The organism is Pseudomonas sp. BP11-1-1, from assembly GCF_052112105.1.
Taxonomy (GTDB): domain Bacteria; phylum Pseudomonadota; class Gammaproteobacteria; order Pseudomonadales; family Pseudomonadaceae; genus Aquipseudomonas; species Aquipseudomonas alvandae.
The window spans coordinates 78,420-96,413 of the sequence record NZ_JAUTYU010000010.1 but is presented as its reverse complement, the minus strand read 5'-3'; the positions used below and the strand labels follow the sequence as shown (position 1 = coordinate 96,413).

The window sequence follows — 17,994 nt, the reverse complement described above, 5'->3', positions numbered from 1 at the left end:
GAGTCGCCTGGAAGAAGACATTTCAACCAGCCAGGCTACCCGCTCCTACAAATCGCCAATCACTTGCTGGCGGCGCCATCCGGCACGAACACATAACCCACGCCCCAGACGGTCTGGATATAACGCGGCTTGGATGGATCGGGCTCGATCATCCGTCGCAGACGGGAAATCTGCACATCGATGGAGCGCTCCAGCGCATCCCATTCGCGGCCACGGGCCAGGTTCATCAGCTTGTCCCGAGTCAACGGCTGGCGGGCGTTCATCACCAGGGCCTTGAGCACGGCGAACTCACCGGTGGTGAGCATGTGGATTTCGTCGCCACGCTTGAGCTCACGAGTGGCCAACGACAATTCATAGTCGCCGAAGGTCACGCTTTCGTCTTCGCTGCCCGGCGCGCCCGGCACCGGGGCCGATTGGCGACGCAAGACCGCCTTGACCCGGGCCATCAACTCGTCCGGGTTGAACGGCTTGGCCAGGTAATCGTCGGCGCCCAACTCCAGCCCCTTGATGCGGCTCAGTTCGTCGCCCTTGGCAGTGAGCATGATGATCGGGATCTGGTTGTTCGCGCCACGCAGGCGACGGCAAGCGGTCAAGCCGTCCTCACCCGGCAGCATCAGATCGAGGACCACGAGGTTGAACACCTCACGGGCCAGCAGGCGATCCATTTGCTCGGTGTTCGGTACGGTACGGGCGCGGTAGCCCTTGCTGACGAAAAAACGCTCCAGCAGGCTGCTCAGCCCGGGATCGTCGTCAACAATCAGAATTTTTTCGCCTTCAGCAGTTTGTGCTGTGCTGCTCATAGGAAGCTCCTTTGATCTTGGCGCGCATTATGGCCTAGCTGCCGTTATACGCACCGTGTGCATTGTTAGCAGATTTTTCCTCTATCTCCAGCAATCCACCCATCAAACCCTCGGTTCACGACACCCCCGAACAACGGAACGCTGGTTATAATGCGCGGCCTTTGTGCCAGGACCAGGCCGGATCTCTATAACGGCGCAGCACTTTTTTTACCCCTGGCCAGGCAGCACTTTTTGAATTTCGCGGGTCAACAGGCAGCCTTTTGACCCAGGCAGCGGCGCATGCCAGGCCGCTCAACCAGTCTCGCCGAGCCCGGCTTCTGCGGCGGCGAGCCTGATTTCACAATTTGTCAGGTGGTTTTATGGACAGCATCAACAGCCGCATCGCCGAGGAACTCGGCGTCCGCCCACAACAGGTCGAAGCGGCCGTCGCGCTACTCGATGAAGGCTCCACGGTCCCTTTCATAGCCCGTTACCGGAAAGAAGTGACCGGCAGCCTCGATGACACCCAGTTGCGTCATCTGGAAGAGCGCCTGCGCTACCTGCGCGAACTCGACGAACGGCGCATCAGCATCCTGGCGAGCATCCAGGAGCAGGGCAAGCTGACCCCGCAACTCGAGCGCGACATCAAGCTGGCCGATACCAAGACCCGCCTCGAAGATTTGTACCTGCCCTACAAGCAGAAGCGCCGCACCAAGGGCCAGATCGCCTTGGAAGCCGGCCTCGGCGAGCTGGCCGATGGCCTATTCAATGATCCAACCCTGGCCCCGGAAACCGAGGCCGCACGCTTTGTCGATGCCGAAAAAGGCGTGGCGGACGTGAAGGCCGCGCTGGAAGGCGCCAAGTACATCCTCATGGAGCGCTTCGCCGAAGACGCCAACCTGTTGGAGAAACTGCGCAACTTCCTCAAGCAGGAAGCCATCCTCAGCGCCCGCGTCATCGCCGGCAAGGAAGAGGAAGGCGCCAAGTTCCGCGACTACTTCGAGCATGACGAACCGCTCAAGAGCATGCCGTCCCACCGTGCCCTGGCGATTTTTCGTGGCCGCAACGAAGGCATTCTCAGTTCAGCCCTGAAGGTCGGTGAAGAACTGCCCGGCACCATGCACCCGTGCGAAGGCATGATCGGCCAGCAATTCGGCATCCAGAACCAGAACCGCGCCGCCGATAAATGGCTGGCCGAGGTGGTGCGCTGGACTTGGAAGGTCAAGCTCTACACCCACCTGGAAACCGACTTGCTCGGTGAGTTGCGAGACAACGCCGAGACCGAGGCGATCAACGTATTCGCCCACAACCTGCACGACCTGCTGTTGGCCGCACCGGCCGGCCCGCGCGCCACCCTGGGCCTCGACCCAGGCCTGCGCACCGGCTGCAAGGTGGCGGTGGTGGACTCGACCGGCAAACTGCTGGACCACGCCACGGTCTATCCGCACGTGCCGCACAACAAGTGGGACCAGACCCTCGCCGTACTCGCCGCCCTGTGCGCCAAGCATTCGGTGGACCTGATCGCCATCGGCAACGGCACCGCCAGCCGCGAGACCGACAAGCTGGCCGCCGAGCTGATCAAGAAATACCCGGCCATGAAAATGACCAAGGTCATGGTCTCCGAGGCCGGTGCTTCGGTTTATTCGGCGTCGGAACTGGCTTCCAAGGAATTCCCGGACCTGGACGTGTCGATTCGCGGCGCGGTGTCGATCGCCCGTCGCCTGCAGGATCCGTTGGCGGAACTGGTGAAAATCGATCCGAAATCCATCGGCGTCGGCCAATACCAGCACGACGTTTCCCAACTGAAACTCGCCCGTGGCCTGGACGCCGTGGTGGAGGATTGCGTGAACGCCGTGGGCGTGGACGTGAACACCGCTTCGGTGGCGCTGCTGGCGCGTATCTCCGGCCTGAACGCCACGCTGGCGCAGAACATCGTCACCCACCGTGACGAACATGGCGCGTTCAAGACCCGCGCCGCGTTGAAGAAAGTCCCGCGCCTGGGTGAAAAAACCTTCGAGCAGGCCGCCGGCTTCCTGCGCGTCATGAACGGCGACAACCCGCTCGACTCTTCCGCAGTCCACCCGGAAGCCTACCCGCTGGTGCAACGCATCGCCGCCCAGACCGACCGCGACATCCGCTCGCTGATCGGCGACGCCGCGTTCCTCAAGCGCCTGGACCCGAAGAAATTCACCGACGAAACCTTCGGCCTGCCTACCGTGACCGACATCCTGCAAGAGCTGGAGAAACCGGGACGCGACCCGCGTCCTGAGTTCAAGACCGCCGAATTCCAGGAGGGCGTCGAAGACCTCAAGGACCTGCAACCGGGCATGATTCTCGAAGGCGTGGTGACCAACGTGACCAATTTCGGCGCGTTCGTCGACATTGGCGTACACCAGGACGGTCTGGTGCACATTTCGGCGCTGTCGGAAAAATTCATCAAGGACCCACGCGAAGCCGTGAAGGCCGGCGATGTGGTGAAAGTGAAGGTCATGGAAGTCGATATCCCGCGCAAACGCGTTGGCCTGTCGATGCGCATGAGCGACACGCCAGGTGAAAAAGTCGACGGTGCCCGCGGTGCTCGCCCAGGCGCCGCGCCGCGCCAGTCGCAGAACACCGCACCGCGCAAGGAGACCGCCACGGCAGCCCCGGCCAACAACGCCATGGCCTCGCTGTTCGCCAACGCCAAGCAACTGAAGAAACGCTGATGGACGCGCCGGCCGGGCTGGTTCAGAGCGCGTTCTTCAAGCTGCTCGGCTGTCGGCTGCAAAGCCTCGAGAACGGGGTGGCGCAAGTCGCCCTGGGCCTCGAACCCGAGTTGCGCAATCGTGGCGGCAAGCTGCACGGCGGTGCGCTGTTCAGCCTGGTGGACATCGCCATGGGCCTGGCTTGCTCCAGTGTCCACGGCTTTGACCAGCAGAGCGCGACCATCGAGTGCAAGATCAACTACATCCGTGCCGTGTCCGACGGCGAGGTGTTGTGCACCGCCCGGGTCATCCACCCGGGCCGGCGCACGCTGGTGGTGGAGGCCGAGGTGATGCAGGGCGACAAGCTGGTCGCAAAAGCGCAAGGCACGTTCGCTGTCCTGTAGCTCCCTGCCATCGATTTGGGGTAATTTCGACGCCATGAATGCGGTGTCGAAATTTCTCTGTGGGAGCGGGCTTGCTCGCGAAGGCGGTGTATCAGGCGACTCCAATGCTGACTGATACGCCGCTTTCGCGAGCAGGCTCGCTCCCACAGGGGCCGTGGCGACCTGTCGTTAGCCGTATGAAAACCAGGCGAAAACGCCAGTTTTAACTTCACCCTTGTAGACCGTCTTGCCCACCCCCATATTGGGGCGACTGACGCGTGAAGGAATTCAACTTGAGCGACCTTTTAAACCGCCGCCTGGCCCTGCTCGGCGAGCGCGCCAACCTCTCCCTGCTCGAGCAGTGCCTGCACGGTATCGAACGTGAATGCCTGCGCGTCACCGATGACGGGCGCCTGGCGCAGACCCCGCACCCGCAAGCCCTGGGCTCGGCGCTGACCAACGAACAGATCACCACCGACTATTCCGAGTCGTTGCTGGAGTTCATCACCCCGGCCCTGGCCAACCCGGCCGACACCCTGCGCAGCCTCGACAGGATCCACCGGTTCGTCTACAGCAAACTCGGCGACGAATACCTGTGGAGCCCTTCGATGCCGTGTCCGTTGCCGGCCGAGGAAGAGATTCCGATCGCCTATTACGGCACCTCGAACATCGGTCGACTCAAGTATGTCTATCGCAAGGGCTTGGCCCTGCGCTACGGCAAGACCATGCAATGCATCGCCGGGATCCACTACAACTTTTCCCTACCGGAAAAGCTCTGGCCCCTGCTCCGGCAGGACGAAGCCATCGACGCGAGCGACCGGGACTTCCAATCGTCGGCCTACATCGCCCTGATCCGTAACTTCCGTCGGTACAGCTGGCTGCTGATGTACCTGTTCGGTGCCTCGCCGGCCCTCGACGTCGGTTTCCTGCGTGGCCGGCCGCACCAGTTGGAACAGCTGGATCCGGACACCTTGTACCTGCCCTACGCCACCAGCCTGCGCATGAGTGACCTGGGTTACCAGAGCAACGCCCAGGCCGGCTTGACGCCTTGCTACAACGATCTGGCAAGCTACACCGACAGCCTGCGCAAAGCGGTGGCAACGCCGTACGGGCCGTACGTCGAAGTCGGCACCCACCAGAACGGCGAGTGGGTGCAGCTCAACACCAACATCCTGCAGATCGAAAACGAGTACTACTCCAATATCCGTCCCAAGCGCGTGACCTATACCGGCGAGCGGCCAATCCAGGCCCTGATGGCTCGCGGGATCCAGTACGTCGAAGTGCGTTGCCTGGACATCAACCCGTTCCTGCCGATGGGCATCGACCTCACCGAGTCGCGGTTCCTCGACGCGTTCCTGCTGTATTGCGGCCTCAATGACAGCCCGCAGCTGGAAAACAACGAATGCAGCAACGCCACCAGCAACTTCCTGACCGTGGTCAAGGAAGGCCGCAAGCCGGGCCTGCAACTGCAGCGCCAGGGGCAAGCCGTGGATATGCAGGCATGGGCCCTGGAATTGCTCGAGAACATCGCTCCACTGGCAGCGCTGCTCGACCGGAGCCAGGGTGGCGACGCCCACCGTCAGGCGCTGGACGCGCAACGAGCAAAAGTCCGCGATCCATCGCTGACGCCCTCCGCCCAGGTACTGGCCGCCATGGCCGAGCATCAGGAAAGCTTCGCTCAGTTCTCCCTGCGCCAGAGCAAGGCCCACGCCGAGTTCTTCCGCGCCGAGCCGTTGGCGACCGAAGAGCAAGCCGCGTTCGAGCAAACCGCTCGCCAGTCCCTGGTCCAGCAAACCGAGCTGGAGCAGAACGAGGTGGGGGATTTCGATGTGTTCGTGGGTTCGTATCAGGCGAGCATTTTGGCGATCAGTAACTGACCGAGCATTCCCATGATTCCTTCGTGGGAATGCAGCTGTGGCGAGGGGATTTATCCCCGCTGGGTTGCGAAGCGACCCCAAAACGGCGGTAAGTGACCTGTCTGACACACCGAAGAGGAGCTTTAGGGCTGCTACGCAGCCCAGCGGGGATAAATCCCCTCGCCACAAAAGCCATGTACAACTCCAATTTCTGCCCCTTGCATAGACTTTTTCGCAGATAAGCTAATTCGAAAAAGTTATTTATTTCTTAATTCTTAGATCATTTAGTCTCCTCCAACGCCGACTCTCCGGCGGCCTGTTGAGGAGCTTCACCATGTCTTTGAGTTTCCCCCTTCGCCTTCTCGCGGCCGCCTCCCTGGCTGCGGCGAGTCTTTTTGCCCAGGCGGCCGACCTGACCGTCGCCTACCAGACCACCGTGGACCCGGCGAAAGTCGCCCAGGCCGACGGCGCCTATGAAAAAGCCACCCAGGCCAAGATCGCCTGGCGCAAGTTCGACAATGGCGCCGACATCATCGCCGCCATCGCCTCGGGCGATGTGCAGATCGGTTACCTCGGCTCCAGCCCGCTGACCGCCGCCATCACGCGTAAGGTTCCAGTGGAAACTTTCCTCATCGCCACCCAGATCGGCGCCGCTGAAGCCTTGGTCGCCCGTGACGGCTCCGGCATCAAGACCCCGCAAGACCTGATCGGCAAGAAGATCGCCGTGCCGTTTGTCTCCACCGGCCATTACAGCCTGCTCGCCGCGCTGAAGCACTGGAACATCGACCCGTCGAAAGTCACCGTGCTCAACCTCGCCCCGCCAGCCATCATCGCCGCCTGGAAACGCGGCGACATCGACGCCACCTACGTCTGGGACCCGGCCCTCGGCGTCGCCAAGGAAAACGGCAAGGTATTGATCACTTCAGCTGAACTGGCCCAGTTCGGCGCACCGACCTTCGACGCGTGGATCGTGCGCAAGGATTTCGCCCAACAGCATCCCGAGATCGTCACGGCGTTCGCCAAAGTCACCCTGGATGCCTACGCCCAGTACCGCAAGGATCCGCAAGCCTGGCTGGCCGATGCCTCCAACATCGACAAGCTGGTGAAGCTCTCCGGCGCCAAGGCCAGTGATATCCCGCTGTTGTTGCAAGGCAACGTCTTCCCGCTGGCCGCAGACCAGGTGGTGAGCCTCGGCGCTCCAACCACCCAGGCGATTACCAACACTGCCGCGTTCCTCAAGGAGCAAGGCAAGGTCGAAGCAGTGCTGCCGGATTACGCGCCGTACGTCAGCGCCAAATACATCACTCGCTGATCGAAAAAGGAGACGCCGAGATGGCCTTGCTACAGCTGGAGCGCATCAGCGCACAGTACCCCGGTGCAACGAAACCGGTACTGGCGGATATTTCGTTGACTCTGGGCCCGCAGCAGTTGTTGGTCGCCCTCGGCCCATCCGGCAGCGGCAAGACGTCGCTGCTGAACCTGATTGCCGGGTTCGTCGAGCCCAGCGCCGGGCAAATCACCCTCGACGACGTGCCGGTGTCAGGCCCCGGCGCCGAACGTGGCGTGGTGTTCCAGGACGATGCGCTGTTGCCCTGGCAGGACGTGCTGGCGAACGTCGCTTTCGGCCTGGAACTGGCCGGAGTCGCCAAGGGAAAACGCGAGGCTCGCGCCCGGGAGATGCTCGCCTTGGTGGACTTGGCCGGTTTCGAAAAGCGCCGCGTCTGGCAGCTGTCCGGCGGCCAGAAGCAACGCGTAGGCCTGGCCCGCGCGTTGGCAGCCGATCCGCGATTGTTGTTGATGGACGAACCTTTCGGCGCCCTGGACGCTTTCACCCGCGAGCAGATGCAGGAGCTGTTGCTGCAAGTCTGGCAACGCACCGCCAAACCAGTGTTCCTGATTACCCACGACATTGAAGAAGCCGTGTTCCTGGCAACCGATCTGATCCTGCTGGCACCCGATCCCGGGCAGATCGTCGAGCGCCTGAGCCTGGATTTCGGCCGCCGCTACGGCGCGGGTGAATCGGCCCGCTCCATCAAGTCCGATCCACGCTTCATCGAGACCCGCGAGCATGTGCTTGCCAAGGTGTTTTCCCAACGCAGCGCCACTCGACAACAGGAGCGCGCATGAGCAGTTATGAAATCCCAGCCGTGGCCGGCGATGCCGTGACCTCGCGCGCGGCAGCCCCCGTACGACGCAGCCTGGGCACACGTTGGATCAGCGGGCTGACGTTGGTCGTGTTGCTGCTGCTCTGGTGGGCGATCACCGCCAGCGGGCTGATCGAACCGCTATTCCTGCCGCCGCCCTCCGCCGTCCTGCAAAAGGGATGGCTGCTGGCAACCAGCGGCTACATGGATTCGACACTCTGGCAACACCTGGGCGCAAGCCTCGGGCGGATCGGCCTGGGCCTGTTGTTCGCAGTGCTCACGGCGGTGCCGGTGGGCATCGCCATCGGCGCCAACCGTATCGCCCGTGGGGTGCTCGATCCGCTGATCGAGTTCTATCGACCGATTCCGCCCCTGGCCTACCTGCCGCTGATCGTGATCTGGTGCGGCATCGGCGAGCTGTCGAAAGTCCTGCTGATCTACCTGGCGATCTTCGCCCCGATCGCCATCGCCACCGCCACCGGCGTGCGCACCGTCGACCCGGCCAAATTGCGGGCCGCGCAATCCCTCGGTGCCACCCGGGCGCAACTGATCCGTCATGTGATCGTGCCCAGCGCGTTGCCGGACATTCTCACCGGTATCCGCATCGGCCTGGGCGTGGGTTGGTCGACGCTGGTCGCCGCTGAATTGATCGCGGCCACCAGCGGCCTGGGGTTCATGGTGCAGTCGGCGGCGCAGTTCCTGGTCACCGATGTGGTGGTGCTGGGAATCCTCGTGATCGCCCTGATCGCCTTCGCCATGGAAATGGGCCTGCGCGCCCTGCAACGCAAGCTGGTGCCATGGCACGGCCAGGCCCATTGATACGCAATGACCACGCCGACCATTCGGCGCCCATCCGAGAGAACCACCATGAGCCGCCCGACCATTACCCCCTTGAGCATTGCCCTCGGCGCGCAGATCAGCGGGATCGACATCAGTCATCCGCTGAGCCTGGAAGACCGGGATTTCATCGAGCAGGCGCTGCTGGAACATCAGGTGCTGTTTTTCCGCGACCAGCCGATCGAACCGCCGCAACAGGCACGTTTCGCTGCGTATTTCGGTGACCTGCACATTCATCCGATCTATCCCAACGTACCGGAGCAGCCCGAAGTGCTGGTGCTCGACACCGCCGTCACCGACGTTCGCGATAATGCCGTATGGCACACTGACGTGACCTTCCTGCCGACTCCTGCCATGGGCGCCGTGCTCAGCGCCAAGCTGCTGCCGGCGTTTGGCGGCGACACGTTGTGGGCCAGTGGCATCGCTGCCTACGAAGCCTTGTCGGCGCCATTGAAAAGCCTGCTGGAAGGCCTGACGGCGACTCACGACTTCACCCGTTCGTTTCCGCTGGAGCGCTTCGGCAACTCCGCCGAGGACTTGGTGCGCTGGGAAGAAGCACGGCGGAAAAACCCACCGCTGTCCCATCCGGTGATTCGTACGCATCCGGTGAGCGGTCGTCGCTCGCTGTTCGTCAACGAAGGCTTTACCACTCGCATCAACGAGCTGTCGGAAAGCGAAAGCGAGGCGATCCTGAAACTGCTGTTTGCCCACGCCACGCGGCCGGAATTCACCGTTCGCTGGCGCTGGCAGGCCAATGACGTGGCGTTCTGGGACAACCGCGTGACCCAGCATTTCGCCGTGGACGACTACCGCCCAGCCCGACGCGTCATGCATCGGGCGACGGTGTTGGGGGATGTGCCGTTTTTCAGGTGAGTGCCTTGCCCGAATGGTTTTCCGGGGTAACGCATATCCCCGTGGCGAGGGAGCTTGCTCCCGCTCGACTGCGCAGCAGTCGCAAAACCTGTCCCACTGTTTTTCCTGATACGCAGTGTTGAATGGGTTTGGGGCCGCTTCGCGGCCCAGCGGGAGCAAGCTCCCTCGCCACAGGGGTGTTCGGTATTACTCAGCCGTCGAAGGCTTCTCCCACAGGTTGATCCCGCCCTCCTGGGCAAAGCGGTCGATCTCGGCCAGTTCTTCGGCGCTGAAATCGAGATTGCGCAGGGCGCCGACGTTCTCGACGATCTGCTCCGGCCGGCTCGCGCCGATCAGGGCGGAGGTGACCCGTGGATCGCGCAACGTCCAGGCCAGGGCCATTTGAGCCAGGCTCTGGCCGCGACGCTGGGCGATTTCGTTGAGCGCACGGACGTGGGCGATGTTTTCCTCCGACAGATGCGACGCTTGCAACGAGCCGCCCCCCGGGCGATTCACCCGCGCATCGGCGGGAATGCCCTTGAGGTATTTGTCGGTCAGCAGGCCCTGGGCCAGCGGCGTGAAGGCGATAACGCCCGTGCCGAGTTCCTCGGTGGCGTCCAGCAGGTCTTTTTCCACCCAGCGATTAAGCAGGTTGTAGGCCGGCTGGTGGATCAGCAGCGGGACTTTCCATTCCTTGAGCAGCGCGGCCATTTCCCGGGTCTTCACGCCCGAATACGAAGAGATGCCGATGTACAAGGCCTTGCCCTGCTGCACGGCCGTCGCCAGCGCGCTGGCCGTTTCCTCCAGTGGCGTGTCGGGGTCGAAACGGTGGGAATAGAAAATGTCCACGTAATCCAACCCCAGGCGCTGCAGGCTCTGGTCGAGACTGGCGAGTACGTATTTGCGTGAACCGCCACCCTGGCCATACGGGCCGGGCCACATGTCCCAGCCAGCCTTGCTGGAGATGATCAGTTCATCGCGGTACTGCTTGAAGTCTTCACGCAACAGCCGGCCGAAATTGATTTCGGCGCTGCCGTAGGGCGGGCCGTAGTTGTTGGCGAGGTCGAAGTGATTGATGCCCAGGTCAAACGCCGTGCGCAACAAGGCTCGCTGGGTATCGATCGGCGTGCTGTCGCCGAAGTTGTGCCACAAGCCGAGTGACAGGGCTGGCAGCACCAGCCCGCTGCGACCGACGCGGCGATAGGGAATGGACTCGTAGCGGTTTTGCGCAGCGGTGTAGGTCATCGAAAAGGGCTCTCTGTTCGGATGGCGGGTGGCAAAAGCTAACATTTCACAGACGCATTGGTCAGGCCGAAAGTTCGCAGATCCCTGTGAGAGCGAGCTTGCTCGCGAAGGCATCTACAAACTCAACAGTTGTGCTGGCTGACCCACCGCCTTCGCGAGCAAGCCCGCTCCCACAAGGTATTAGCGGTGCCAAGGAAATCGAAAACTACATCAACGCGCCTGCGCAAACACCTCCGCCACCCAGTCCACGAACACCCGTACCCGTGGCGACATGTGTCGGTTGTGCGGATAAAGCACCGACACTGGCATGGAGGGTGGCGGCGTCGCGGCGAGCACCTCCTGGATCAGGCCCTGCCGGATCGGCTCCTCCATCCGGTAATGGGGGCACTGGATCAGGCCCATGCCGGCAATGGCCGACGCGGCGTAGATTTCCGCGCCGGACACCGACAACGTCCCCCCGATCTGCACTTCCTTCAGTTCGCCGTCGACCATGAATTCGAACGGATACAGCTTGGCGGTGGTGCGCGAGACGTAATTCACTGCCTTGTGATGCCGCAAGTCATCGAGGTTTTTCGGTTCGCCGTATTGGCGCAAGTAACCAGGGCTGGCGCAGGTGACTTGCCGAAGATTGGCGACACGCCGGCCAATCAATGACGAATCCGCCAACGTACCGGAGCGCACGACGCAATCGACGCCCTCGGCAATCAGGTCGACGAAACGATCCGCCTCACTGATGAACAGTTCTATTTCCGGATAGCGGGCCATGAACTGCGGCAACGCCGGAATCACGAAATATCGCGCCTGTGTTCCGTGCAGGTCCACCCTCAGCTTGCCTTTGGGCGCAACGCCGCGAAACGCCAGTTCGGCTTCTTCCAGCTCGGCCAGCAATTGTACGCAGCGCGGGTAATAGGCTTCGCCATCGAGGGTCGGGCGCACCTTGCGCGTGCTGCGCTCGAGCAAACGCACACCCAACCAGGCCTCGAACTGATTGAGCGTATGGGTCAGCGTGGCCCGTGGCATGTTCAAGTCTTCAGCAGCCAGGGTGAAACTGCTGCGCTCGTAGATGCGGACAAACACCCGCATGGCCTTGACCTGATCCATTGAAATCCTGCGCTCCGATTGTTGGAGATTATTGAACAGTCAAGGCAACTTTCCGGCATTTATCGGCGAGAGTAAACATGTGAATCTGCCTGCAACCCATCACTACATCCCAAGGGGATTCTCGCCATGACTGCTTCAAACTCCAAAGTTGCCATCGTGACCGGCGCCTCCCGTGGCATCGGCGCAGAGATTGCCAAGCAACTGGCCAGCGACGGCTTTGCCGTTGCCGTCAACTTTGCCAGCAGCGCCAACGAAGCCTCCAAGCTGGTGGTGCAGCTGCGTCAGGCCGGTCACCAGGCCATAGCGGTGAAAGCCGACGTGTCGGTTGCCGCCGACGTCAGCCGGATGTTCGATGAAGTCGAAGCACAACTGGGCAAAATCGATGTGTTGATCAACAACGCCGGCATCCTCCAGGTCATGCCCTTGGCGCAGCACAGCGACGAGTTGTTCGACCGTACGTTCGCCATCAACACGCGCGGTACCTTCAACACCCTGCGCGAGGCCGCGACTCGGCTGAACGATGGCGGCCGCATCGTGAATTTTTCCAGCAGTACCGTAGGGCTGAACCTGCCTGGCTATTCGGTGTACATCGCCAGCAAAGCCGCGGTGGAGTCACTGACCCAGGTGTTCGCCAAGGAACTGCGCGGTCGCCAGATCACGGTCAACGCCGTGGCGCCGGGGCCGGTCGCCACCGAACTGTTCATGCACGGCAAAAGCGAGGAGCAGGTCCAGCACTACGCGAAGATGCCGCCCCTGGAGCGCCTCGGCCAGCCGGAAGACATCGCCAGCATCGTGTCTTTCCTGGTGAGTCCGGCTGCCGGTTGGGTCAATGGGCAGATCCTGCGGGCCAATGGTGGGCTGGTCTGAGGCTTCACTCGATCAACGCACCAGATGCAAGAACTGCATGTGCCGCTCGTACTGGTCGAGGATGTCGTTGATGACCTGCTCCTTGGAATAGCCCACCAGGTCGTAATCCTGGCTGCCTTCACTCAGGTGCACTTCGGCACGGTAGTAACGCCGGTTGTTGATTTGCTTGGAGCCCATGCCACCCCGGGCGAAGGACGGTGTGAAGTAACCGCGCATCTGCACTTGGTAGATGAACGGATGCTGCTCGCCATGGCCGATTTCCAGGCTGACACTGTCGGCCGCCGGGTCGGGTTGGGTCATTACGGTCAGGCCCTTCTCGATGAACACCGCTTTCACATCTTCGATGGCCGGGCGCACCGTGCTATCCAGAAAGCGGTACACCTCATCGCGAGAAGGAAAATGCACCGCCTGGCTCAGGCGCTGGCGCCAGCCGCCAGTGCCCCGTCGCGAAGCCGAAACGGGCGCCAACGAATGCAGTTGCGCAATCTGCTTCTGGGATTCGAGGTAGAACGCCTTGTGCAGGCCCCACATCATCAGCAAGAGAATCAGTGAAAAGGGCAAGGAGGTCAGCACCACCGCTGACTTGAGCGCATCGATGCTGCCGGAAAACAGCAAGGCGCTGGTCACCAGGGCGGTCATCGCGCCCCAGAACACCCGCAGCCATTTCGGTCCGTCTTCATCCGGACTGCCGCCCTTGGCCGAAAGCGTGGACAGCACCACGGTGCCGGAGTCGGCGGAGGTGACGAAAAACACAAAGCTGATAAACACCGTGACAGCGATGACCGTCTTGCTCCACGGGTAGGTCTCCAGCAGCAAGTAAAGGCTCATCGACGGGTTATCCACCGCCGACATCCCCAAGGCGCTCATGCCATGGTTCAACACTTGGTCGAGGGCGCTGTTACCAAAGATCGACATCCACGCCAGGGTGAAACCGAGGGGAATCAACAGCACGCCAAAGACGAATTCGCGAATCGTCCGGCCACGGGAAATACGTGCGATGAACAGCCCCACGAACGGCGACCACGCAATCCACCATGCCCAATAGAACACCGTCCACCCGCCCAGCCAGTCGCTCGGTTTGTCGTAGGCGTACAGGTCAAAACTTTTCATTGGCAAGGCGCCGAGATAGTCACCGACGTTCTGGATCAACGTGTTGAGCAAATGCTGGGTCGGGCCGGCAAACAGCACAAACAACAGCAACGCGCAGGCCAGCAGCATGTTGATGTCGGACATCACCCGCACGCCTTTGTCGACCCCGGCCACCGCGACGATGATCGCCGCGCCCATCATCAGCACGATCAGGCCGACCTGGATCCATTGGGTGTGAGCGATGCCGAACAGGTAATCCAACCCGGAATTGAGGTGCAGCACACCAAACCCCATGTCCGCACCGAGGCCGAACACCGTTGCGATAATGCCGAAGCCATCCACGGCATAACCGATCGGACCGTTGATGCGCTTGCCAATCAACGGATACAACGCCGATCGCAACGCCAGCGGCAAATTGTGCCGGTAGGCGAAGTACGCCAAGGCCATGCCGACAAAGGCAAACACCCCCCAGCCGTGCAGGCCCCAGTGCAAGAAGAGAATCTGCATGGCCTGGCGCGCCGCATCGGCAGTACCGGCTTCGCCTTGGGGCGGCTGTGCCAGATGGGTCAGCGGCTCGGAAACACAAAAGAAAAACAACGTGATGCTGATCCCGGCGGCGAACAACATGCCGGCCCAGGACAAGTAGCTGAATTCGGGCTCGTCATGGTCGGCACCGAGCTTGATCTTGCCGTAGCCCGACAACGCAGTGACCACCACGAAAATCAAATACAGGGTCATCGCCAGCAAGTAGTACCAACCGACTGTATTGGCCGCCCAGTTCTGGGCCGCCAGCAGCCAGGCGCCAGCCTGGCCGGGCATGGCGATCACCACCAGGCCGAACAGCAGGATGAAGGTCGCGGCGAAGTAAAACACCGGCGGATTCATGCGGACCAGGCCGCTGGGTGAAAGGGACGAAGTACTCATCGACGAAGCACCTCGCAAAACGAAATCGTGACGTGCGCAAACGGACTCGGCAAAGGCAAGCCTCCTGTTGTGAGCGGGCAGCAAACCAATGGTTTAACTTGAATGAACGTTCAAGTTAAACATGAATAGCTAGCTAAGGACTAATCGCAGGGCTCAACGGCACGTTTCCGACACTAGCCCATGGCTGGGTATGACGTTGTCTGGCGGGCATTCGTTCAGTGTTCAAGGGCAGATACCCCTGTGGGAGCGAGCTTGCTCGCGATGACGGCCTGACATCCAATATCTCTATTGACCGCTGCACCGCCATCGCGAGCAAGCTCGCTCCCACAGGTCCGGCACAAGCCAAACCGGCGGCGGTGTCGTCGCATCCACGCCCGAACGGAAACATCCCGGTTGCCCCTGAATATCCACGTGCCTATAGTCCAGGCATCGCCTACAACCAGTACGGACCCATGATCAAAGAACAGCTGTCTCGCTTTCATCGTCTTGACCTGCTCGGCCACCCGACACCCCTGGAAAAACTCGACCGCCTCTCGGCGTGGCTCGGCCGTGACATCTACATCAAGCGCGACGACCTGACGCCCCTGGCCCTGGGCGGCAATAAACTGCGCAAGCTCGAATACCTGGCCGCCGACGCCATCGCCCAAGGCGCCGATACCCTCATCACCGCTGGGGCGATCCAGTCCAATCATGTACGCCAGACCGCAGCCCTGGCCGCGAAGCTGGGCCTGGGCTGCGTGGCGCTGCTGGAAAACCCGATTGGTACCGAGGACAGCAATTACCTGGGTAACGGCAATCGTCTGTTGCTGGAGCTTTTCGACACCAAGGTCGAGCTGGTAGACAACCTGGACAACGCCGATGACCAATTGCAGGCCCTCGCTGGCCGTCTGCGCAGCAACGGCAAAAAACCGTACCTGGTGCCGATTGGTGGTTCCAATGCCTTGGGCGCGCTGGGTTATGTACGCGCCGGCCTGGAGCTGGCCGAACAGATCAAGGACACCGGCGTCGATTTCGCCGCGGTGGTACTGGCCTCGGGCAGTGCCGGCACGCACAGCGGCCTGGCGCTGGCCTTGAGCGAAAGCCTGCCTGCGCTTCCGATCATTGGCGTAACGGTTTCGCGCAGCGAAGAGGACCAGTTTCCAAAGGTACAAGGCCTGGCCGAGCGCACCGCCGAGCTGCTTGAAGTGGCCCTCCCAGAGGCATTCAAGGTGAACCTGTGGGACGAATATTTCGCCCCTCGCTATGGCGAACCGAATGCCGGGACACTGGCAGCGGTCAAGCTGCTGGCGAGCCAGGAAGGTCTGCTGCTCGATCCCGTCTATACCGGCAAGGCCATGGCCGGCTTGCTCGATGGCATCGGCCGCGACCGTTTCGATGACGGTCCGATCATTTTCCTGCACACCGGCGGCGCGCCGGCGTTGTTCGCCTATGACGCGACGTTCTCGGCTTAGTGGAAGACTCAATGGAGGGCTTTTGTGGGAGCGAGCTTGCTCGCGATAGCGATAAATCAGCCGACAATTGTTTAACTGACACACCGCTATCGCGAGCAAGCTCGCTCCCACAGGTCTTCATTCCAAATTAGCATAGATGCTTGATTTAATATTATTTTCCAATCTATAAAACCCACCCTATAGTCTCGCCGCAAGCGCATTTGCCGCGAGACGTCCAGGCTGCTTTAAGGCAGGATGTGGCAATCTTTTCGGATCGCGGCTACGCCTTATCTCAGCCAAATAACGTCGTCATAAGAAAACACAGGGGCTTGTCATGAATTTTTCCGCATTACGTCGCAACCTGCTGGTGGGTTCGCTGGGCCTGGCATTGAGCGCTGGCCTGCTGGGGCAAGCGGTTGCCGGTGAGCAACTGCAAAAAATCAAGGACGCTGGTGAAATCAAGATCGGCCTGGAAGGCACTTATCCACCGTTCAGTTTCGTTGATGACAGCGGAAAACTGACCGGCTTCGAAGTGGAGTTCTCCGAAGCCCTGGCCAAGGAGCTGGGTGTGAAGGTCAAGCTGCAGACCACTCCATGGGCGGGCATTCTCGCGGCGCTGGAATCCAAGCGTCTGGACGCTGTAGTCAATCAAGTGACTATCTCCGAGGAACGTAAGAAGAAGTACGACTTCTCCGAGCCGTACACCATTTCCGGGATTCAAGCGCTGGTCCTGACCAAGAAGGCCGACGAGCTGAACATCAAGAAAGCCGCTGACCTGGACGGCAAGAAAGTTGGTGTGGGCCTGGGCACGAACTACGAACAATGGGTCAAGGCCGAAGTGCCGGGCGCCCAAGTCAAGACCTATGACGACGATCCGACCAAGTTCCAGGATCTGCGCGTCGGCCGTATCGACACCATCCTGATCGACCGCCTGGCCGCGCTGGAATACGCCAAGAAAGCCAAGGACACCACCGTTACCAGCGAAGCCTTCTCTCGCCAGGAGTCCGGTATCGCCCTGCGTAAAGGCGAGCCTGAGCTGCTGGCCGCCGTGAACAAGGCCATCGAAAAACTGCGCGCCGACGGCACGTTGAAAAAACTCTCGGAAAAATATTTCAGCGCTGACGTCACCCAATAATGGAAGCAGCTCTTCAACTCGCGCTGGACTCCGCGCCCTTCCTGCTCAAGGGCGCGTATTACACGGTCATCCTCAGCCTGGGCGGCATGTTCTTCGGCTTGTTGCTGGGGTTCGGCCTGGCGCTGATGCGCCTGTCGCGTTTCGCGCTGGTGAACTGGATCGCCCGCATCTACGTGTCGTTCTTTCGCGGCACGCCGTTGCTGGTGCAATTGTTCGTGATCTATTACGGGTTGCCGCAATTGGGCATCGAGCTGGATCCGCTGCCAGCGGCGCTGATCGGTTTCTCGCTGAACATGGCCGCCTATGCGTGTGAAATCCTGCGGGCCGCCATCAGTTCCATCGAGCGCGGCCAGTGGGAAGCGGCGGCGAGTATCGGCATGACCCGTGCGCAGACGCTGCGCCGGGCCATCCTGCCACAAGCCGCGCGCACCGCCCTGCCACCGTTGGGCAACAGTTTCATTTCCCTGGTGAAGGACACCGCGCTGGCGGCGACCATCCAGGTACCGGAGCTGTTCCGCCAGGCGCAGTTGATCACCGCCCGCACCTTCGAAATCTTCACCATGTATCTTGCCGCCGCGCTGATCTATTGGGTTCTTGCCACCGTGCTTTCGCACCTGCAGAACGTACTGGAAGCCCGGGTCAATCGGCACGACCAGGAGTCCTGACCC

15 protein-coding genes are annotated in these 17,994 nt (G+C 61.4%); 11 read left to right on the top strand and 4 right to left on the bottom strand.

The window, feature by feature from the left end; all coding sequences use genetic code 11:
* Positions 1 to 59 precede the first annotated feature (59 nt).
* Positions 60 to 800: an osmolarity response regulator transcription factor OmpR gene (gene ompR / locus Q7C33_RS19340; protein WP_025211284.1), complete on the bottom strand. Its 741-nt coding sequence runs from the start codon at positions 798 to 800 to the stop codon at positions 60 to 62.
* A 359-nt stretch (positions 801 to 1,159) separates the two neighbouring features.
* Here ompR and Q7C33_RS19335 point away from each other — a divergent pair, with 359 nt between their 5' ends.
* The 7 genes from Q7C33_RS19335 (at position 1,160) to tauD (ending at position 9,556) form a co-directional block, all read left to right on the top strand.
* The gene (locus Q7C33_RS19335; RefSeq protein ID WP_258648700.1) at positions 1,160 to 3,484 is read left to right on the top strand and encodes a Tex family protein; all 2,325 of its coding nucleotides are present in this window, start codon (positions 1,160 to 1,162) and stop codon (positions 3,482 to 3,484) included.
* Positions 3,484 to 3,867, top strand: coding sequence for a PaaI family thioesterase (locus Q7C33_RS19330; RefSeq protein ID WP_051065981.1), 384 nt, complete (start codon positions 3,484 to 3,486; stop codon positions 3,865 to 3,867). Before Q7C33_RS19335 ends, Q7C33_RS19330 begins: the two co-directional genes overlap by 1 nt.
* Positions 3,868 to 4,139: 272 nt before the next feature.
* Complete coding sequence (gene gshA, locus Q7C33_RS19325; RefSeq protein WP_407683955.1) at positions 4,140 to 5,723, top strand: glutamate--cysteine ligase; 1,584 nt, start codon at positions 4,140 to 4,142, stop codon at positions 5,721 to 5,723.
* Positions 5,724 to 6,036: 313 nt separating this feature from the next.
* A complete protein-coding gene (gene tauA / locus Q7C33_RS19320; RefSeq protein WP_181290241.1) occupies positions 6,037 to 7,014 on the top strand; it encodes a taurine ABC transporter substrate-binding protein in 978 nt (325 codons plus the stop codon).
* Positions 7,015 to 7,034: 20 nt separating this feature from the next.
* A complete protein-coding gene (gene tauB, locus Q7C33_RS19315; protein WP_334598639.1) occupies positions 7,035 to 7,829 on the top strand; it encodes a taurine ABC transporter ATP-binding subunit in 795 nt (264 codons plus the stop codon).
* A complete protein-coding gene (gene tauC / locus Q7C33_RS19310) occupies positions 7,826 to 8,665 on the top strand; it encodes a taurine ABC transporter permease TauC (protein WP_217860986.1) in 840 nt (279 codons plus the stop codon). The genes tauB and tauC overlap by 4 nt, the downstream gene beginning before the upstream one ends.
* Positions 8,666 to 8,713: 48 nt before the next feature.
* Complete coding sequence (tauD, locus tag Q7C33_RS19305) at positions 8,714 to 9,556, top strand: taurine dioxygenase (protein ID WP_258648696.1); 843 nt, start codon at positions 8,714 to 8,716, stop codon at positions 9,554 to 9,556.
* A gap of 186 nt (positions 9,557 to 9,742) precedes the next feature.
* Here tauD and mgrA read toward each other — a convergent pair whose 3' ends face one another.
* Together mgrA and Q7C33_RS19295 are read right to left on the bottom strand one after the other, a co-directional pair.
* Positions 9,743 to 10,780, bottom strand: a complete 1,038-nt coding sequence (mgrA, locus tag Q7C33_RS19300; protein WP_030140502.1) for an L-glyceraldehyde 3-phosphate reductase — start codon at positions 10,778 to 10,780, stop codon at positions 9,743 to 9,745.
* A gap of 210 nt (positions 10,781 to 10,990) precedes the next feature.
* Positions 10,991 to 11,881, bottom strand: coding sequence for a LysR family transcriptional regulator (locus tag Q7C33_RS19295; protein ID WP_030140503.1), 891 nt, complete (start codon positions 11,879 to 11,881; stop codon positions 10,991 to 10,993).
* Between the two features lie 126 nt (positions 11,882 to 12,007).
* Between Q7C33_RS19295 and Q7C33_RS19290 the strand changes: the two genes are divergently transcribed.
* Positions 12,008 to 12,748, top strand: coding sequence for an SDR family oxidoreductase (locus Q7C33_RS19290; RefSeq protein ID WP_030140504.1), 741 nt, complete (start codon positions 12,008 to 12,010; stop codon positions 12,746 to 12,748).
* Between the two features lie 12 nt (positions 12,749 to 12,760).
* On the opposite strand, the gene betT is transcribed toward Q7C33_RS19290, so the two are convergent.
* Complete coding sequence (gene betT, locus Q7C33_RS19285) at positions 12,761 to 14,722, bottom strand: choline transporter BetT (RefSeq protein WP_407684016.1); 1,962 nt, start codon at positions 14,720 to 14,722, stop codon at positions 12,761 to 12,763.
* A gap of 491 nt (positions 14,723 to 15,213) precedes the next feature.
* Between betT and Q7C33_RS19280 the strand changes: the two genes are divergently transcribed.
* From Q7C33_RS19280 to tcyL, 3 genes are all read left to right on the top strand, one after another.
* The gene (locus tag Q7C33_RS19280; protein WP_198797093.1) at positions 15,214 to 16,212 is read left to right on the top strand and encodes a D-cysteine desulfhydrase; all 999 of its coding nucleotides are present in this window, start codon (positions 15,214 to 15,216) and stop codon (positions 16,210 to 16,212) included.
* A 313-nt stretch (positions 16,213 to 16,525) separates the two neighbouring features.
* Positions 16,526 to 17,326, top strand: coding sequence for a cystine ABC transporter substrate-binding protein (gene tcyJ, locus Q7C33_RS19275; protein ID WP_030140507.1), 801 nt, complete (start codon positions 16,526 to 16,528; stop codon positions 17,324 to 17,326).
* A complete protein-coding gene (gene tcyL / locus Q7C33_RS19270; protein ID WP_030140508.1) occupies positions 17,326 to 17,991 on the top strand; it encodes a cystine ABC transporter permease in 666 nt (221 codons plus the stop codon). The genes tcyJ and tcyL overlap by 1 nt, the downstream gene beginning before the upstream one ends.
* The last annotated feature ends 3 nt before the right edge of the window (positions 17,992 to 17,994 follow it).

Bases quoted from the DNA above. Each gene is read 5' to 3' on its own strand.
- tauC (WP_217860986.1), top strand. From the start codon at position 7,826: ATGAGCAGTTATGAAATCCCAGCCGTGGCCGGCGATGCCGTGACCTCG.
- tauA (WP_181290241.1), top strand. From the start codon at position 6,037: ATGTCTTTGAGTTTCCCCCTTCGCCTTCTCGCGGCCGCCTCCCTGGCT.
- ompR (WP_025211284.1), bottom strand. From the start codon at position 800: ATGAGCAGCACAGCACAAACTGCTGAAGGCGAAAAAATTCTGATTGTT.
- tauD (WP_258648696.1), top strand. From the start codon at position 8,714: ATGAGCCGCCCGACCATTACCCCCTTGAGCATTGCCCTCGGCGCGCAG.
- tcyL (WP_030140508.1), top strand. From the start codon at position 17,326: ATGGAAGCAGCTCTTCAACTCGCGCTGGACTCCGCGCCCTTCCTGCTC.
- Q7C33_RS19335 (WP_258648700.1), top strand. From the start codon at position 1,160: ATGGACAGCATCAACAGCCGCATCGCCGAGGAACTCGGCGTCCGCCCA.
- Q7C33_RS19290 (WP_030140504.1), top strand. From the start codon at position 12,008: ATGACTGCTTCAAACTCCAAAGTTGCCATCGTGACCGGCGCCTCCCGT.
- tcyJ (WP_030140507.1), top strand. From the start codon at position 16,526: ATGAATTTTTCCGCATTACGTCGCAACCTGCTGGTGGGTTCGCTGGGC.
- Q7C33_RS19280 (WP_198797093.1), top strand. From the start codon at position 15,214: ATGATCAAAGAACAGCTGTCTCGCTTTCATCGTCTTGACCTGCTCGGC.
- betT (WP_407684016.1), bottom strand. From the start codon at position 14,722: ATGAATCCGCCGGTGTTTTACTTCGCCGCGACCTTCATCCTGCTGTTC.
- Q7C33_RS19330 (WP_051065981.1), top strand. From the start codon at position 3,484: ATGGACGCGCCGGCCGGGCTGGTTCAGAGCGCGTTCTTCAAGCTGCTC.
- tauB (WP_334598639.1), top strand. From the start codon at position 7,035: ATGGCCTTGCTACAGCTGGAGCGCATCAGCGCACAGTACCCCGGTGCA.
- mgrA (WP_030140502.1), bottom strand. From the start codon at position 10,780: ATGACCTACACCGCTGCGCAAAACCGCTACGAGTCCATTCCCTATCGC.
- Q7C33_RS19295 (WP_030140503.1), bottom strand. From the start codon at position 11,881: ATGGATCAGGTCAAGGCCATGCGGGTGTTTGTCCGCATCTACGAGCGC.